Source organism: Priestia sp. P1_B12_1, from assembly GCF_056406695.1.
In genome coordinates, this window is the sequence record NZ_JBFTZR010000006.1 from 237,967 (window position 1) to 254,044 (window position 16,078).

A 16,078-nucleotide genomic window follows, 5' to 3' on the forward strand; every position below is an offset into this window, starting at 1 on the left:
AGAGATCTATATGAAATTAGGGAATCAAAAGCTTATATATTTTTCACCAATTGTAGTAGTAGCTGTTATTTTTATCTTTATTCTAACCTTAATTCCTTCGGCAAGCTCAGCACCTAAGAATTTGCCAATCGCATTCGTAAATGCTGACGAAGGAATGACAGTTCCAGCAAAGGGTAATGTAAATATAGGGAATCAAATCGAACAAAATACGAAAGGGGCAAGTACCGAACAGTCTTCGGTTAAATGGATCTTTGTCTCAAATACTAAAGAAGTTGAAAAAGGGTTAAATAATCAACAATACTACGGGGCGCTTATCATTCCAAAAGATTTCACAAAAAAACAGGCGACTCTTCAGACGGCTAAGCCTGATGCACCTGCTATTAGATTATTAGTGAATCAAGGAATGAATACAGCTGCTTCAACACTAGCAAGTCAGGTGCTAAACGGGACAGTCGATAAGATGAATGAAGATATGCGCTTGCAGCTAGTGAAAAGATTTGAACAAAACGGAACGCAACTAAGTGCAAGCCAAGCATTAGCACTCGCTGCACCAATTCAAAAGACAGTGATAAACGTAAACGAAACAGGGACTCATAGTGTCAACGGAAATGCCCCCGTTTCATTATTTCAGCCGCTGTGGATGGCGAGTATAGCCGGTGCCGCAATGGTCTTCCTCAGCATCCAAAAAATCACGTTTTCTTCTCGTAAAGAGAAACTCGTTAACCAAGTAGGGTTCATAGTCATCGGGGCTATACTTGCTTTAGCTGCTGGTTTCGGGCTAGTGTGGCTTGCTGAAGTAGTTGGAATAAGCGTTCCTTCATTTTTGGATACGGCACTATTCTTAGCTATTGCTTACTTCAGCTTTTTCACCTTGATATCAGCCGTACTTTCATGGCTAGGACTAAAGGGACTTCCAATTTTCGTTATTATTCTATTTTTTGGCGCACCTTTACTTTCAATGGCCCCAGAAATTATGCCTGATTTTTATAGAGAGTGGATTTATCCATGGCTGCCAATGAGATTTATGGTAGATGGCGTAAGAGAATTATTTTTCTTTGGAGAACATCTGACATGGAATCGTTCTGTATCCGCTCTAGCTCTTATCTCTTTAATAAGTTTGTGTGCTCTGTTTGCTTCTGCTTTACCTGCATCTTCTGTGAAAAAAGAGAAGTCTCGCTCCATATAAAAGATACTGTAACTGAATGAAAAGGAGAGATGATGATGAATCCACAAATCCTAATCGTTGGTGCCGGCCCTACTGGCCTCGTTATGGCCTACAATTTAGCCAGACATAACATTCCTTTTCGAATTATTGATAAAAGCGACGGGCCTGGGCAAGCCTCCCGGGCAATGGCTATTTTACCGCGAACGCTTGAATTTTATCAGCAGTTCGGTTTTGCAGATGAAGTCATAGACCGCGGGATTAAGATGGAAGATGTATACGTCCGAGTAAAGAATAAAATAAAAGCAAAAGTTCATCTAGGGTCTTTAGGAGAAGGATTAAGTCCTTTTCCTTTTGTTCTTACATTTCCACAGGACGACCACGAGCGCTTTCTGCTTGAAAAATTAAAAAATCTTGGAATTGAAGTAGAATGGAAGACGGAGTTACTATCTCTAGCTGAACACGGAGAAGGGGTAAAAACTTTATTAAAAACCCAGCAAGAGGAAACCGCTTATTTTAAGTATATTTGTGGATGTGACGGAGCGCACAGTACAGTTCGCAAGCAAATGAATATAGAGTTTAAAGGAGAAAAATATAAACAGCATTTTTATGTGATGGATGTTTACGGCTCTGGTGAAGTGATGAAGGATCAAAAAATCAGTATTTCATTTAGCAATGAAGAATTTTTGATTTGTATGCCTGTTAGAAGTAAAGGAACGTATCGAATGATCGGCATTATTCCTTCAGCTTTTGGGGGTCAAAACGATGTAAAAGCTGAAAACATTCACGCTTTTATTCAACGAACATTTGGTACTCAGGTTGAGGGTATAAATTGGTTTTCGACATATCATATCCATCACAGAGTAGCAAGTCGTTTCCGACAGGGACGTATTTTTCTAAGTGGAGATGCAGCCCATATTCATAGTCCTGCAGGCGGGCAAGGAATGAACACAGGAATTGGAGATGCAATCAACCTTTCATGGAAATTAGCAGCTGTCCTTCAACGAAAAGCGGCACTTTCCATATTAGATACATACGAAGAAGAAAGGTTGCCTTTTGCAGAGCTGCTTGTAAATACAACTGATCGCGCTTTTAAGCGAATGGTGGCAAGAGATAAAACGAGTCAATTTTTTAGAAAGCATATCTTTCCACCTGTACTATCCTTTTTATTTCGTTTCCCTTATCCCCGTCACAAAGCATTTACGATTTTATCTCAAATCCGCATTAAGTATCGAAATAGTGACCTAAGCAGCGGGCAAGGGACGAATGTGCAAAGTGGTGATCGATTACCTTATGTAGAACGGAATTTTGAATCTTTACAGTCTTTAAACTGGCAAATACATGTCTATGGCACAGCAGAAGAGAAGCTAAAAAAGAGCATGCAAGAAAAGGATTTCTCCTTGCACGAGTTTTCTTGGAACCCTTACTTGAAGAAAGCAGGGCTTCAAAAAGATGCTCTATACGTTATTAGACCGGATGGATACATTGGTTTTATTAGCAGCGAGCAGCGTATAGATCTGCTTCATCAATATTTGAATACGCATAAAATCCTTCCTTTTACAAATGAATATTAGATCTAAAAAACGCCATCTTATATGGTGTTTTTATTTTTGTTTACAATTTCGAAACAACTTGGAGATGTTTTTGGGAAAGCTGTTTGATAAGATAGACGAATAGAAATATCAAATGAAAGTACGTGATACATTGAATAAAAAGATTTTAGTAGTTGATGATGAAAAAAGTATTGCTACAGCGGTATCCTATGCTTTCAAGCGCGAAGGATATATTGTAGACACAGCATCTGACGGTGAAGAAGCACTTGAAAAAGTAAAAAGCTTTCGACCTGACGTGATGATATTAGATGTGATGATGCCAAAATTAACCGGCTATGAAGTATGCCGAAAACTTGAGAATCGAAGAGGAATGGGTATTATCTTGTTAACGGTTAAAAACGATATTGTCGATAAAGTTCTAGGCTTAGAGTTAGGCGCAGATGATTATATGACCAAGCCGTTTGACGTAAGAGAACTTGTAGCTAGAGCTAAAGCACTTGTTCGGCGAATAGAAAAAAATGAAGTTCCTGAAGCTGTGGGGGAAATCACGGTGGGAAAAGTGAAGGTGAACTTAATTCAGCGCACGTTACATGTTGCCAATGAGTTAGTTAAGCTTACACCAAAGGAGTTTGATCTTATTGCTTTATTACTTGCCAATTTAGAGAGAGTGTACACACGAGAAGATTTACTAGATCTTGTCTGGGGAATGGATTATGCAGGCGGTACACGTACGGTAGACATTCACATGCAGCGCCTTCGAAAAAAAGTAGGAGAAGCAGAACCTTATTTGCTTCAAACGGTATACGGGGTTGGATATAAAGCGACAGCAGGGATCAATGAATGAAAATCAGCCTAAAAGCTAAGATGGGGCTCGTTCTGGCTTTTTTAATTATTTTAACAGTAACCGTACTGAGCGTACTTGTGTTAAAAGGAATTGAGACAAATCAGCGTGATCAGCTAGAAAGTGAACTTATTCAAAAAAGCAAAGCAGCCGAGCAGACGATTCATCAAAGTTATGTAACCGGTGACCCGTCTCTGAATACAGATTCTTTTCTTCAGCAAAAAGGACAGCGCCTTGCATCTTCCATTGCATCACAAAGCGGAATGCAAACAGTCCTATATAATCAAAAAGGACAGGAAGCAGGAAGCTCTATTCCCATCGGCCAAAAAGATGTGGATGTTTCTGATACGCTTAGCTATGCTTTGAAAGGAAAAATAGCCTATCAAATTTCAGGTTCTTCCCTTATTTACTTCGCACCTGTGTCAATCGATAATCAATTTATTGGAGCCATTCGTTTTGACCATTCCCTAAAAAACAATCAGCAGTTTATAGCTGACATTAGGCACTTATTTCGTATGGGAGGAACGATTGCAGCAGCAGCAGCTTTTTTAATTGGCTACGCTTATTTTTACCGCATTGCTTCGCTCATCGCTACGCTTCAAAAAACTTCACAGCAGATTCGAAAAGGCCATTATTTAACTTATGTGCCGTTCAAACGACGCGATGAACTTGGAGAGCTTAGTCAAGGCTTGTTTTTTATGAGTACGTCGATTGAAAAAAATATCGATCAAATGAATGAAGAAAAAAGAAAGCTTGAGTTTGCTATTTCGAAACTGCAGTCTCTTGAACAGCAGCAAAAGCAGTTTATCGGTAACATCAGCCACGAATTTAAGACGCCTTTAACATCGATCAAAGCTTATGTTGACTTACTTGATATGTATCGAGATGATCCTCAGCTTATGGAAGACGGTGTGCAGAATATTCGTAAAGAAACGAATCGCCTTCATGAAATGGTAGATAAAATCTTAAAGCTGTCAGCACTTGAGAAATATGATTTCGAGCAGCGGCCAGAGCAAGTTGAATTGAAGCGGCTTCTAGAAGACATATGCGGTCGTATGAAAGGAAAAGCAGCTAAATTTGATTTGACTCTTCATACAAATATCAAAGAAGCAGTTGTTTGGGCTGATCGTGAAAGCTTAATACACATTTTTATCAATTTAATTGACAATGCTATTAAATATAATGAACCAGGCGGAAGAGTGGAAGTAGCGTCTTACACTTTAGAAAATTCTATTATTGTGGATGTAGCTAACACCGGAATAGGAATTCCACCCGAAGCAGAAGAGAAATTATTTCAACCATTTTTCACCGTAAATAAAGATCGGTCGCGTTTATCCGGAGGTACAGGTCTTGGCTTAGCATTAGCCAAAGATTTAACTGAAAAACAAAAAGGTGTTATCAAGCTGCATCATTCTGACTCTAAATGGACGATTTTCAAAGTTTCGTTTCCTTTGAAAAAAGAGAAATGAGTTAGCTAAAAGGAGTGAACCGTTATTGAAACGGTATAGATTAATGATATGTATAGCAAGCACTTTTCTTATTTTAACATCATGCGGACAAGAAGAAAGCCATAGAGAAACCGTTGAAAAACCCGACAAGAAAATTACTGTATTGGACCAAGTAGATAAAGATGGAAAAGTAGAAGTGAAAGACGTTCAGGATATTAACGGCGTAAGGGCGTTTCAATTTTTAAATGAAAACACAATGATTGTTAGTAAAGAAAATAAACAATTTCGTTCGCACGATTTCGGTCCCAAAGAGGTATATGCACAAAATTTAGCTACTTATAATCTAAAAAACAAGTCTACTTTTGTGTTGCATCCAAGCAATGAAATTCAACATGCGGCGAAGCTTTCTCCGAATGGTGAATATCTTTTTTATAAAGTAGCAAAAGGCGAAGATACATTTGGTTATATAATGAACCTTCAAACAAAAAAAACGGTTAAAATAAAGAATGTTCTTCTCTATCCATCAAGCGGAGAGTGGCTTAATAACTCAGAAGTAATGTTTATTACAATGGAAGGAAAGCTTTCTAAAGCAAATGTAAAAGGAGAAGCAAAACCTCTGTTGCACAGAGACGATCGAATCTTAGATGCAGTTAAAGGAATAGGTGGCATTTATTATATTGGTGTAAACAACCAGCTTTTTTTTCTTCATAACGAACAGACGGATCCTGAAAAAATCCGAGATAATGTGGTTTCTATTATCCCGTCTCCAAACGGAAAACAATTAGCGCTCGTGCAGCAAAAAGATGCCCAAACGAGAACACTGTCTATCACAGATTTAAAAGGATCAGAGGCCTTTCAGCTTGCTTTGTCCACTCAAATTTTTGGCGTAAGCTGGTCTCCCGACGGTTCGAAATTAGCCTATAACTTTATTTCTGAAAAAGAGGGAGATAAAGGGATATTCATAGCAGATGGATTAACAGGAGATGTTACACACTTAAACGTAAATTTGGACTATGCCGCTGATCAGCTTGCTTGGAGTCAATCAGGACATAAACTAGTTGCATCGAGCTTTACGCAAAATCAAGTTCATACGTATATTATCTTTTTGAAATAGACTGCTTAGGCAGTCTATTTCTATTTTTTTACATCTTCATTTTTTTTAGAGTGTTTACAAGTTTGAAACAACTGAATAACAGACAGAAACATTTATATTTTATCCTTTCTTTATAGGCTTTTGTAGTACATCAAAAGCCGTTTGAAAGGAGTAAGACATCATGAAATACTTTTTATTTATTTGTTCTTTAGCTTTTACGCTGATGATAGCAGGGTGCGGCACAAGCAATTCTTCATCAAAGCCTGCCAGAGAATTCACAAAAAATGGACAGCCTCAAAAACTAGAAAGCTCATCAGCTTCTTCATCTTTAACGAAATCTAATGTAGACGAAACAGTGGTAATAGCCAATCCAGAATCGGTTACGGCTTTAGTTAATAAAATACATCAGCTTCCTGAATCCTATCAGCCTTCTGATTTAGTCTATGCCGACGTTCCGTTTATCTTTAACGAAAAAATAGATAAACGAATGCTTAGAAAACCTGCGGCACAAGCGCTTGAAGAACTTTTCCGAGATGCTGAAAAAGAGGGAATCAGCTTACTTGGTGTATCCGGTTATCGATCTCACGAGCGTCAAAAAGAGCTTTTTGCATTTTATGCAAAGCGAGACGGTGAAGAACAAGCACGCACATATAGCGCCTACCCTGGAACAAGTGAACACGAAACGGGACTAGCAATCGATGTCACGGGAGGAAGTGGAATGTGTGCTGCAGCAGACTGCTTCGCTGATACACCAGAGGCTCATTGGCTTTCAAAAAATGCCTATCAATACGGATTCATTATTCGATACCCTGAAGGTGAAGAGCAGGTTACCGGCTATAAATACGAACCATGGCACCTTAGATATGTAGGGAAAAAAGCAGCCGCATCCATCTTTAATCAATATGCAACGTTAGAAACCTATGCAAGTAAGAAAAAAGCTTAATCAAAAGTTCTATAACTGGAGAACAAAGGAAAGAAAAATGAAAAGTCAGGTTTATCACTCTCACATATGATACAAACTGATACTATAACATGCTTGCTATAGAGGAAGGGTATCAATGTATAAAGATATTGCGATTGAACTGATATGTGGATTTTTAGCGCTATTTATTATGCTGAAGCTTTTAGGTAAGACGCAGTTTGCTCAAATCACTCCGTTTGACTTTATTACCACGCTTGTCCTGGGAAATATTGTGGGGGATGCGGCTCTTGAAAAAGGAGTAGAGTTAACTGAAATTCTTTACAGCGTTTTGATTTGGGGGCTTCTGATCTATGCAGTGACGAAGCTATCTCAAACCTTTACAGGGTTTAGAGGAATTCTTGAAGGAAAGCCTTCAATGATTATTTATAAAGGGAAAATCCTTTATAAAGAGCTTAAGAAAAACAACTTGGACTTAAATCAGCTTCAGCATCTAATGAGACAGCAAGGGTATTTTTCACTGTATGAAGCAGAATATGTCATTTTAGAAACAAATGGAGAGGTGAGCGTCGCTCCTAAACACGAATTCGGCCCTCCGACGAAAAATGATTTAAACATCCCTTATTCTCAAACCAATTTACCTATTGCGTTAATCATGGATGGAAAAGTAGTGCCTGGTAATTTGAAAGAAGCAAACGTAGATGAAAAATGGTTAAAAAAACAGCTTGCAATCAAGAAAATTAAAAAATACAGCGAAGTTTTTTATGCTGAATGGCAGCAAGAGCGAGGACTAGAAATAACAAAATTCTAAAAACCCTTTCCTTTTAAGGAAAGGGTTTTTAGCTTTCTTTTAATAGCTTAGCAAAATCTTCAATCGTTGTAGAATAGGTGACGTACAGACGGGGAATAAGATAGTTTTCATCCTTTTGTCCGCTCTCAGTGAAAAATTTTGGAATTGTTGAAAGACCAAATGTATAATTCTTTTTTGTTTCTTCCACTACGCGGCTATTAACCTTGCCATAGGGGTAAGCGAGAGCAATAACGGGCTGGCTCGTAATGGCTTCAATTTTTCGTTTTGAATCAGCTAGCTCATAGGATAAATTTTTCGTCTTAGTTAAATCCGGATGAGTAGCGGTATGAGACTGAATAGAAAAAAATCCTGAATCAACAAATTTTTTTAAATCCGCTGGCGACAAACGGTTGGGACGGCCGATAAAATCTGAAATCACAAAAATTGTAGCCGCTGGATGAAATTGAGGGCTGGCTGCTCTTTGAAAAATAGGCAAGATAGTAAGATTATTTTTATAACCATCGTCAAATGTAATAAATATAGGTTTTTTCACACGCTTTACTTCCTGCCATTTTTCAAATGTTAGCGGCGTATATCCTTGCTTTTTAAGATAAAGAAGTTGTTTCTCAAAATTTTCAGGCGTCACATACAGTTCTTTTTCCCCGTGGCCTGTGTAGGCATCAATAGAATGGTAAATCAAGACAGGCACTTTCACTTGGCTAAAAGCGGGGGAAGGGAAAATAACAGTTAGCACTAAGATAACAAAAACCGAAATTTTTCTCATAACAATCCTTTCTGTTGCACAGTGGTAACGAGACTGTTTTAGTATGTCAAAACAAAAGGAATGTATAAGCAAAGCTTTCTTTTTTACAAATATAAGCCTTCTTTTTTAAATATTTTATGCAGAACCAAATGCTCAGCAGTGTTCACAACTGCAAACTGTTTCTTAGAAAGAGAATGGGGAGAAAAACGCATTAGCTTAGTAAAGTCTGATGGAAGCGTAGTAGATGAAACATCAGTAGAGAGTATAGGGGCAGACAAAGGTGTTTTCGAACCGATGTGAAAACCCCAATCTCCAAAAGAAGGAATAATGGTGTGGTAGCTCAACGTATAAAACTGAGAAGCTTTCATCGTCTTATTAATGCTCCAAAAAACGATAGGTGTGTCTCTGGGAGAATTTGACTGACACACGACCAAGCCGCTGTGCGATAGTGAACGTTGGAGAAGTGCGTAAAATTCTTTTGTATAAAGAGCACTTATTTTTTTGTTAGTAGGATCAGGAAAATCGATAATGATAATATCATAACACGCTGAATTCAAAGAGAGGTAGTCAACAGCATCTTGAATATGAACGGTGACACGAGAATCTTCAAATGAGCGTTGATTTAACTTCTTTAATTCTTCTACATTCATGGCAGCATTTACAACGTCAGCATCTATTTCTACAAGTTCTATTTCTTTAACTTCTTTATATTTAAGAACTTCTCGTAAAGCTAAACCATCTCCTCCTCCCAGAATAAGAATACGGCGAGGATTTAAGGAAGCTGCAAAGATAGGGTGTACAAGAGCTTCATGGTACGCATGTTCATCCAATGAACTAAATTGCAGCTGTTCATCCAAATACATTCGAATATCAGATGCTTTGATCAGCTGAATATCTTGAATACGATTTTTTTGATGAAACAAAATGTCATGCTGGCCTGATAAAATCTGCTGTAGACTAACGTGATCTGAGTCATCTCCACGATTGAGAAGACGAGTGCTTTCAGCATGCTGACAATTTTTTGTTGAAGTTTCGGCGTGTTGAATTCCGCGAGAAAGCGAATACACAACAGCTTTTTTTGAAGCTAATTGCTTCAGCAACGCATAACCAATTTCAATTATTTCTTTGTCTCCGCACGTATAAAAATCTAATGAAGCGTAATTTTCCTCCGGCCACGTATGAATAGACAAGTGAGAGGTAGCTAATACGAGAATGCCTGTAATGCCTTGGGGCGTAAACTGGTGAAAATAACAGTGCAAAACTTCCATCTCTGCATCAAGTGTAGCTTTAACAAGAATTCTCCTTAAGAGTGAGGGGTCGTTTAATATCACTTCATCGCATTCGAACGCATCCATTAGCAAGTGTTTGCCTTTAATATCCACTACTTCAGCCTCCTTTTTGAGCATTATTTTCACTATCTTATGAAACTTTTTCAAAAAAGGAAACGTAAGCACGTTATTTTGTGGATATTTTCGGGAAATAACTAGTTATCTTCCTATAGAAAAGAAGCTGGGACAGACGTATTTTCGCTGAAGGAAGATCCGAACAGTCAATCGAGATTCTTAATAGAGAATTCAACTCGTTCGGATTTTTTCATTGTGATGGCGAACGTAGATTTACCGTATGTAATAACTGTTAATTAGAGGCAAAGCGAAGACTCCTGCGGGAAAAGCGGAACTGGTGAGACCCCGCAGGAGCGTAAGCGAAGAGGAGGCTCACCAGCACCCCACGTAAAGCGAAGTCTTGCGTGGAAATTGACTGCACTAGCTCACTTATCCAATTTGTTCGTCTTTACATTTGATTGATTTCGTTATGTCTCAATCTTTCTACTCTTTATCAGTATTAAACCAGCCTTTTCGCTTGAACCATAGAATTAATCCAAGTGTTATCAGTCCCATGAAGCCAAGCACAAAGAAATAGCCATAGTGCCACTTTAGCTCAGGCATATTTTTAAAATTCATTCCGTATACGCCAACGATAAAGGTAAGGGGAATAAAGATAGATGAAATAACAGTCAGTGTCATCATGATTGAATTCATCCGGTTTGAATTAAGAGAAAGATAATTATCGCGCATATCAGACGTCATTTCCCGATTTGATTCAATCATATCGGCTAATTTTAATAAGTGGTCATAGACATCTTTAAAATACCTTTTTTGTTCAGGATGAACATCTAGGCGTTCAGAATTTATAACACGGTACAATAAATCGCGCATAGGCAAAATGGTTCTTCTGATTTTTAGCAAATCACTTCGAAGTTTGAATACATCTTCCATTAAAACAGAGATGGATTTTTTTGCATCTATGTTTTCTATATCATTCAGCTCATCTTCAATCTGATATACAGTGGGGAAATATTCATCTACCACTTTATCCATCACAGAATACGCAAGATAGCTTATCCCTTTTTCTTGAATCGAAGGTGTATGAAGCAACTTTTCCCATACTTTATCAATTGCAGCTGACGGGTGAAAATGAAAAGTAACGATGTAATTTTCGCCGATAAAAAGGTCAACTTCTTCAGCTTCTAACGTTTGACGATTTAACGAATGAAGGACAAAAAAACTGTATCCTTCATAATAATCGAGTTTTGGACGCTGCAGAAAATGAAAGCAATCTTCAATCGCTAACGGATGAAAGTGAAAAGATGATTGAAGCAGCAGCGCTTCTTCTTCAGAAGGGCAGTTAAAGTCAATCCAATAGTACTGAATAGAGGGATCGTGAATCTGATCTAATTGTATATGTTTCACAAGTTTGTCATCGTTCGTAAGAGCTAACGTTCGTATCATTTGAAAACTCCTTTGTGTTTTTATAGCTATTTTCAATGTAGCATAAAATCATAAATTGCACGTATTTAAAAAAATAATTTTCTTTTTTCTCTTTTTATAAAACTAGTAAGGGTGAAAAAGTTGAATTATAATGATAGTAATAGCTGGTATGGAAAGGGGAATCGTTTTGAATAAAAATGAAGCACTTCGAATGTTTTTTTTAAAACATGCAGATCAACTGACGGAAGAATGGTATGAAAGCATTGAAGACAATGACCCAGAATCGGTTTATGCATCTACTCATCCAGAAGTCATTTCAGTATTAAAAGGTCAAAATAATGAATTTCATTTATACATAGCCGATGTATTTATAAAAAGTGAAAAAGAATTTTTTGATTCATTTGAAACGTGGATTTTAAAGATTGCGGAAGACGGAGAACATGTAAGAACGCCTATTCATTATATTATTCGAGAATTTTTCCGAGTTAGAAAACAGTATTTAACGTATTTAAATCAATTTGTAGAAGAGTACGAGCAAGATATTACGCAAGAAGAACTAGACGACTGGAACGAATTGATTGTACGCGTGTTTGATATTACCGTTTATAAATTTGTAGAAGAGCACCATCAGCATTCAAAGCGGTTGCTTGAAGCACACAAAGAGCTGATCAATGAGCTGAGCTCGCCAGTTATTCCATTAAGCGATTATATTGCAATTCTTCCGCTTGTTGGGGATATCGACACAGCAAGAGCGCGCCGAATTTTAGAAAATACGTTAACTCGCTGCGCTGAACAGCAAGTGAATCACCTTTATATTGATATTTCAGGAGTGGTTATTGTTGATACGATGGTTGCTCATCAGATTTTCCAGCTGATTGATGCATTAAAATTAATAGGTGTAGAATCAACTATTTCTGGGGTGCGTCCTGAAATCGCGATTACCGCTTCTCATTTAGGTTTATCTTTTGAAAATATATCAACAAAATCAACCCTTGCTAACGCGATGGCTTCACGTATGAGGAAATAAAGCAAACAAGGATTACTTTTAATTCTTGTTTTTTTTATCTCAATTCATACTTGACATATAGGTTAAAGAGGTATTATGATTTTACTAATTTAATAAATAAAAAGAGTCGTATTACATACGCTAATATAAAAATGCATCTCTGTAATTAGCCGACAAGAATTGAACAAATAATATAAAAACGCTTTATATAGAATACGAGAATATTTAGGAGGAAATAGAAATGAACATCTTATGGTTTTTCCCTACAGCAGGCGACGGACATTATCTAGGCACAACCGAAGGAAGCAGAACAAGCGACATTCACTACTTAAAGCAAATCGCACATGGACTGGATTATCTAGGATATGACGGCGCTTTGTTGCCTACTGGTTCAAATTGTGAAGATTCATGGGTGATTGCGTCGGCACTTGCTTCCGTTACGAATCGACTGAAGTTTTTAATTGCACTTCGCCCGGGTGTAATGTCTCCAACACTTTCAGCACGGATGGCTTCTACATTCGATCAAATGTCAAACGGCCGACTTATGTTAAATATTGTGACGGGAGGAGATCCCGTAGAGCAAGCAACGTACGGTAACTATTTAAGCCACGATAAACGCTATGAGTTAACAGATGAATTTTTAACGATTTGGCGAGATGTAATGGAAGGAAAAAAAGTGGACTATAAAGGAGAACATGTTGATGTAACAGGCGCGTACATTCCATCGCCTCCTGTCCAAAAACCGTATCCTCCGCTGTACTTTGGTGGATCTTCTCCAGCAGGAAAAGAAGTAGGAGCAAAGCATGCAGATGTATATTTGTTATGGGGAGAGCCGCCCGCAGTGATTAAAACAAAAATTGATGAGATGAAAGAAAAAGCTGCAAGCGAAGGCAGGGACATTCGCTTTGGTATTCGCCTGCACGTTATTGTAAGAGAATCAGAAGACGAGGCGTGGGAATCTGCAGATAAATTAATTAAACATGTTAATGATGATACGATCAAAGCGTTTCAAGATAAGTTTGCGTCATTTGACTCCACTGCCCAAAAAACACAGTCAAATTTGCACAGCGGCACAAAAGATCGAGGTGCACTAGAAATCGCTCCGAATCTATGGGCGGGAATTGGCTTAGCACGAGAAGGAGCCGGAACTGCTCTTGTGGGAAGTCCTGAAATTGTAGCGGATCGGTTAAAAGAGTACAAAGAGCTAGGAATTGATACGTTTATTTTATCAGGCTACCCGCATCTAGAAGAAGCATATACGTTTGCTGAGCTAGTATTTCCACATATTCAAAAAGAAAGAAGCAAGAGATAATTCTTGCTTCTTTCTTTTTGAATCGTAAAAAAATAAATAACCCAGTTGACTTATAGGAATTATAGGTGTATTATAAAGATAGTTCATTTAGTCAGAAAATTTGTGGTAAAGGGTGAAGAAAATGGAACGTTATGACGTAATTCAAGGCGCAGAATCTTTTTATTATAAAGGCAACGACATTGGTATACTTGTTTCTCATGGATTTATGGGGACTCCTCAAAGTATGGAATATATCGGAAAAGAATTAGCTGAAAAAGGTTTTACTGTGTACGGTTTGCGACTAACGGGACATGGTACTCACTACTATGATATTGAACAAACAACGTACCAGGAATGGAAGCAAGACTTTTTAAATGGGTATCAGCGTTTGAAGCAAGAATGCCGTCATGTATTTATCTTAGGTCAGTCCATGGGAGGCACTCTTACCTTTCATACAGCAAGCCAAGGACTAGATCTTGACGGAGTTATTGCCATCAATCCGGCTATGACTTCCATTCCTTCAATGGAGCCTTATCGCTCTCGTCATACGCCTCGTTATTTAAAAGAAGATCATCCTGATATTAAAGATCCAAACGTACATGAAATTACGTACGATAAAGTACCAGTGCGCTCTATGCGTGAACTGCTTTCTTTAATGGACGAAACAAAAGAACGCTTATCTTATGTAACGTGCCCGGCTTTAGTACTAACATCAACAGTTGATAACGTAGTACCGCCTGAGAATTCAGCTTATATCTTAAACCATATTCAATCAGCAGAAAAAAGACAGCACATGCTTCGAAACTCTTACCATGTTGCGTCGATGGATTTTGATAAAGACACAATTGTTGCACAAACGGCACAGTTTGTACAAGCAACAGTTGCCAAAAAAAAAGTGCATGAGCGAATTTTTTAATTTTTAAATTCGCTCCGTTTCTTTTTTACTTCAAGTAAGATAAAATGAATCTTGAATGAAAACAAAGGAGTGTACATACATGATTCATTTAGAATGGAACGATCGTCCAACAATTAAACAAGTAAAATGCATACATACAGATGCAAAAAAATTCGTGGTTGAAAATGTTTTAACAGCAGGAAAAACATATGATGTAAAAAACGAAACAGAAGAGTTTTATTTTGTTGTTGATAACACTGGCCAAGTCGGCGGCTTTTATAAAGAATACTTTGAAGGCTAAACAAAAAATCATCGTCTCGGCGATGATTTTTTTATTGCAGTAATTAACTGAAGCTTTTCTTAATGAAAACGATTGACCATACTTTTAAAGAGAAGTTCCATATATCTCATCATTTCGAAAAAAAGCTTCATGATAAAAATAGGATGTAAGACCTAAATTCTTCCGTTTCTTGTTCTGATTAAAAGGGTAACTGACTATAAATACCCATGACAACAATTATTTTACAATGTAAAATGAAAGCGACGCTTAACAGAAAAAGGAAAAGAGGAGGTCATACGATGAAAAAGCGTAATACAGCAGCTTTTACATTTTTAGCATGGACAGCTTTTATTACAGCACTATTAGCTATGTTTATAGGAATTTATACCTTAGATGCATCACTACCGGTAAAAGGTTATTATGCCGTTGGAACTTTATACTTAACGATGTCTGCTTTTGTGCTTCAAAAAACCATTCGTGATAACGAAGAAGATACGGCGCACGAACGCAAATATGACAAAGCAGAAGAAGAATTGTAGAGCTGAAAAAGAGCATTTTTCTAGCTCTTTGAAAAACATCTCCATTTTTGGGAGATGTTTTTTTATATAAAAAAACAGGGAACTTGTCACTCCGTGTCGTATTAATAAAGAAGGAGGCGATTGAATTGACACAACTAATGATTAATAACGTAAATTTTCACGTTGATATGTTTGAAGAAAAAATGATTACTGATGCGAATACAGGTGAAGAGTTGAAAAGGCTAAACTTTTCTTTTTCGGTTGTAGGCAAAGCAGCTTATGATAAATATGATGCATTTTTTGAGGATCCGTACTTTGAAGTAACAAATATGGAGACAAAAGAAACGCTAACACTAAAAAACATTTCGCACAGCACATTTTATCAGTCACCTGAAATTACCGATCATACAAATATTGTTTTCAGGGTGAAGCTGCAGCAAGAACCTGTTAAAACAAAAGAACCAGTGAAAAATGAACAGCCAACAGAGAGCACGGTAAACGAAATGCTTTTATCTAGAATAAAGTTTAAGGCTCTTGTCGAAATACTGGAAGAAAAAGGACTTCTAACAGAGAATGAATTGTATACTAAAATTGAAGAAGTAGCAGAACGAGATTTTGATATTCTGCGAGATGAATTAAGTCATTCTAAAAAAGAGGTAAAAGCGTAAAAATACCCCACTCTGCAGGGGGATTTTTTATTTATATCCATTAATGTATAACCCTTTTGATAAATCGTTCATATATTACATCA

General features: G+C 37.4%; 16 protein-coding genes. 13 read left to right on the forward strand and 3 right to left on the reverse strand.

All coding sequences use genetic code 11. The features are described from left to right. Window positions 1-10: 10 nt before the first annotated feature. From AC1D0Y_RS20360 to AC1D0Y_RS20390, 7 genes are all read left to right on the forward strand, one after another. The gene (locus AC1D0Y_RS20360) at window positions 11-1,186 is read left to right on the forward strand and encodes a YhgE/Pip domain-containing protein (RefSeq protein ID WP_060746881.1); all 1,176 of its coding nucleotides are present in this window, start codon (window positions 11-13) and stop codon (window positions 1,184-1,186) included. 35 nt (window positions 1,187-1,221) lie between these two features. Beyond that, a complete protein-coding gene (locus AC1D0Y_RS20365) occupies window positions 1,222-2,736 on the forward strand; it encodes an FAD-dependent monooxygenase (RefSeq protein WP_235593614.1) in 1,515 nt (504 codons plus the stop codon). Between the two features lie 130 nt (window positions 2,737-2,866). Continuing rightward, window positions 2,867-3,559: a response regulator transcription factor gene (locus AC1D0Y_RS20370; RefSeq protein ID WP_060746916.1), complete on the forward strand. Its 693-nt coding sequence runs from the start codon at window positions 2,867-2,869 to the stop codon at window positions 3,557-3,559. Beyond that, window positions 3,556-5,025: a sensor histidine kinase gene (locus tag AC1D0Y_RS20375; RefSeq protein WP_060746879.1), complete on the forward strand. Its 1,470-nt coding sequence runs from the start codon at window positions 3,556-3,558 to the stop codon at window positions 5,023-5,025. Before AC1D0Y_RS20370 ends, AC1D0Y_RS20375 begins: the two co-directional genes overlap by 4 nt. Window positions 5,026-5,050: 25 nt before the next feature. Then, window positions 5,051-6,118 (forward strand): TolB family protein, encoded by a 1,068-nt coding sequence (locus tag AC1D0Y_RS20380; protein ID WP_060746878.1) that lies wholly within the window; start codon window positions 5,051-5,053, stop codon window positions 6,116-6,118. Between the two features lie 160 nt (window positions 6,119-6,278). Continuing rightward, on the forward strand, window positions 6,279-7,040 hold the full coding sequence (locus AC1D0Y_RS20385; protein ID WP_060746877.1) for a M15 family metallopeptidase: 762 nt from the start codon (window positions 6,279-6,281) through the stop codon (window positions 7,038-7,040). A gap of 115 nt (window positions 7,041-7,155) precedes the next feature. Further along, the gene (locus AC1D0Y_RS20390) at window positions 7,156-7,827 is read left to right on the forward strand and encodes a DUF421 domain-containing protein (protein ID WP_013057585.1); all 672 of its coding nucleotides are present in this window, start codon (window positions 7,156-7,158) and stop codon (window positions 7,825-7,827) included. Between the two features lie 28 nt (window positions 7,828-7,855). On the opposite strand, the gene AC1D0Y_RS20395 is transcribed toward AC1D0Y_RS20390, so the two are convergent. The 3 genes from AC1D0Y_RS20395 to corA all read right to left on the reverse strand — a co-directional run bounded on the left by AC1D0Y_RS20395 (window position 7,856) and on the right by corA (window position 11,358). After that, entirely contained in the window at window positions 7,856-8,590 is a 735-nt protein-coding gene (locus AC1D0Y_RS20395) for a polysaccharide deacetylase family protein (protein WP_051421103.1), read from the reverse strand. 83 nt (window positions 8,591-8,673) lie between these two features. Continuing rightward, the gene (locus tag AC1D0Y_RS20400) at window positions 8,674-9,951 is read right to left on the reverse strand and encodes a polyamine aminopropyltransferase (RefSeq protein WP_060746876.1); all 1,278 of its coding nucleotides are present in this window, start codon (window positions 9,949-9,951) and stop codon (window positions 8,674-8,676) included. A 444-nt stretch (window positions 9,952-10,395) separates the two neighbouring features. Then, entirely contained in the window at window positions 10,396-11,358 is a 963-nt protein-coding gene (corA, locus tag AC1D0Y_RS20405; RefSeq protein WP_098248195.1) for a magnesium/cobalt transporter CorA, read from the reverse strand. A gap of 130 nt (window positions 11,359-11,488) precedes the next feature. Between corA and AC1D0Y_RS20410 the strand changes: the two genes are divergently transcribed. The 6 genes from AC1D0Y_RS20410 to AC1D0Y_RS20435 all read left to right on the forward strand — a co-directional run bounded on the left by AC1D0Y_RS20410 (window position 11,489) and on the right by AC1D0Y_RS20435 (window position 15,995). Continuing rightward, entirely contained in the window at window positions 11,489-12,364 is an 876-nt protein-coding gene (locus tag AC1D0Y_RS20410; protein ID WP_060746874.1) for an STAS domain-containing protein, read from the forward strand. A gap of 220 nt (window positions 12,365-12,584) precedes the next feature. Continuing rightward, entirely contained in the window at window positions 12,585-13,655 is a 1,071-nt protein-coding gene (ssuD, locus tag AC1D0Y_RS20415; protein ID WP_025751278.1) for an FMNH2-dependent alkanesulfonate monooxygenase, read from the forward strand. A gap of 121 nt (window positions 13,656-13,776) precedes the next feature. Next, window positions 13,777-14,550, forward strand: coding sequence for an alpha/beta hydrolase (locus tag AC1D0Y_RS20420; protein WP_028409054.1), 774 nt, complete (start codon window positions 13,777-13,779; stop codon window positions 14,548-14,550). Between the two features lie 79 nt (window positions 14,551-14,629). Further along, a complete protein-coding gene (locus tag AC1D0Y_RS20425) occupies window positions 14,630-14,830 on the forward strand; it encodes a DUF6501 family protein (protein WP_013057578.1) in 201 nt (66 codons plus the stop codon). A 278-nt stretch (window positions 14,831-15,108) separates the two neighbouring features. Continuing rightward, on the forward strand, window positions 15,109-15,348 hold the full coding sequence (locus AC1D0Y_RS20430) for a YiaA/YiaB family inner membrane protein (RefSeq protein ID WP_013057577.1): 240 nt from the start codon (window positions 15,109-15,111) through the stop codon (window positions 15,346-15,348). A 125-nt stretch (window positions 15,349-15,473) separates the two neighbouring features. Continuing rightward, window positions 15,474-15,995, forward strand: coding sequence for a hypothetical protein (locus tag AC1D0Y_RS20435; protein ID WP_060746873.1), 522 nt, complete (start codon window positions 15,474-15,476; stop codon window positions 15,993-15,995). Window positions 15,996-16,078 lie beyond the last annotated feature (83 nt).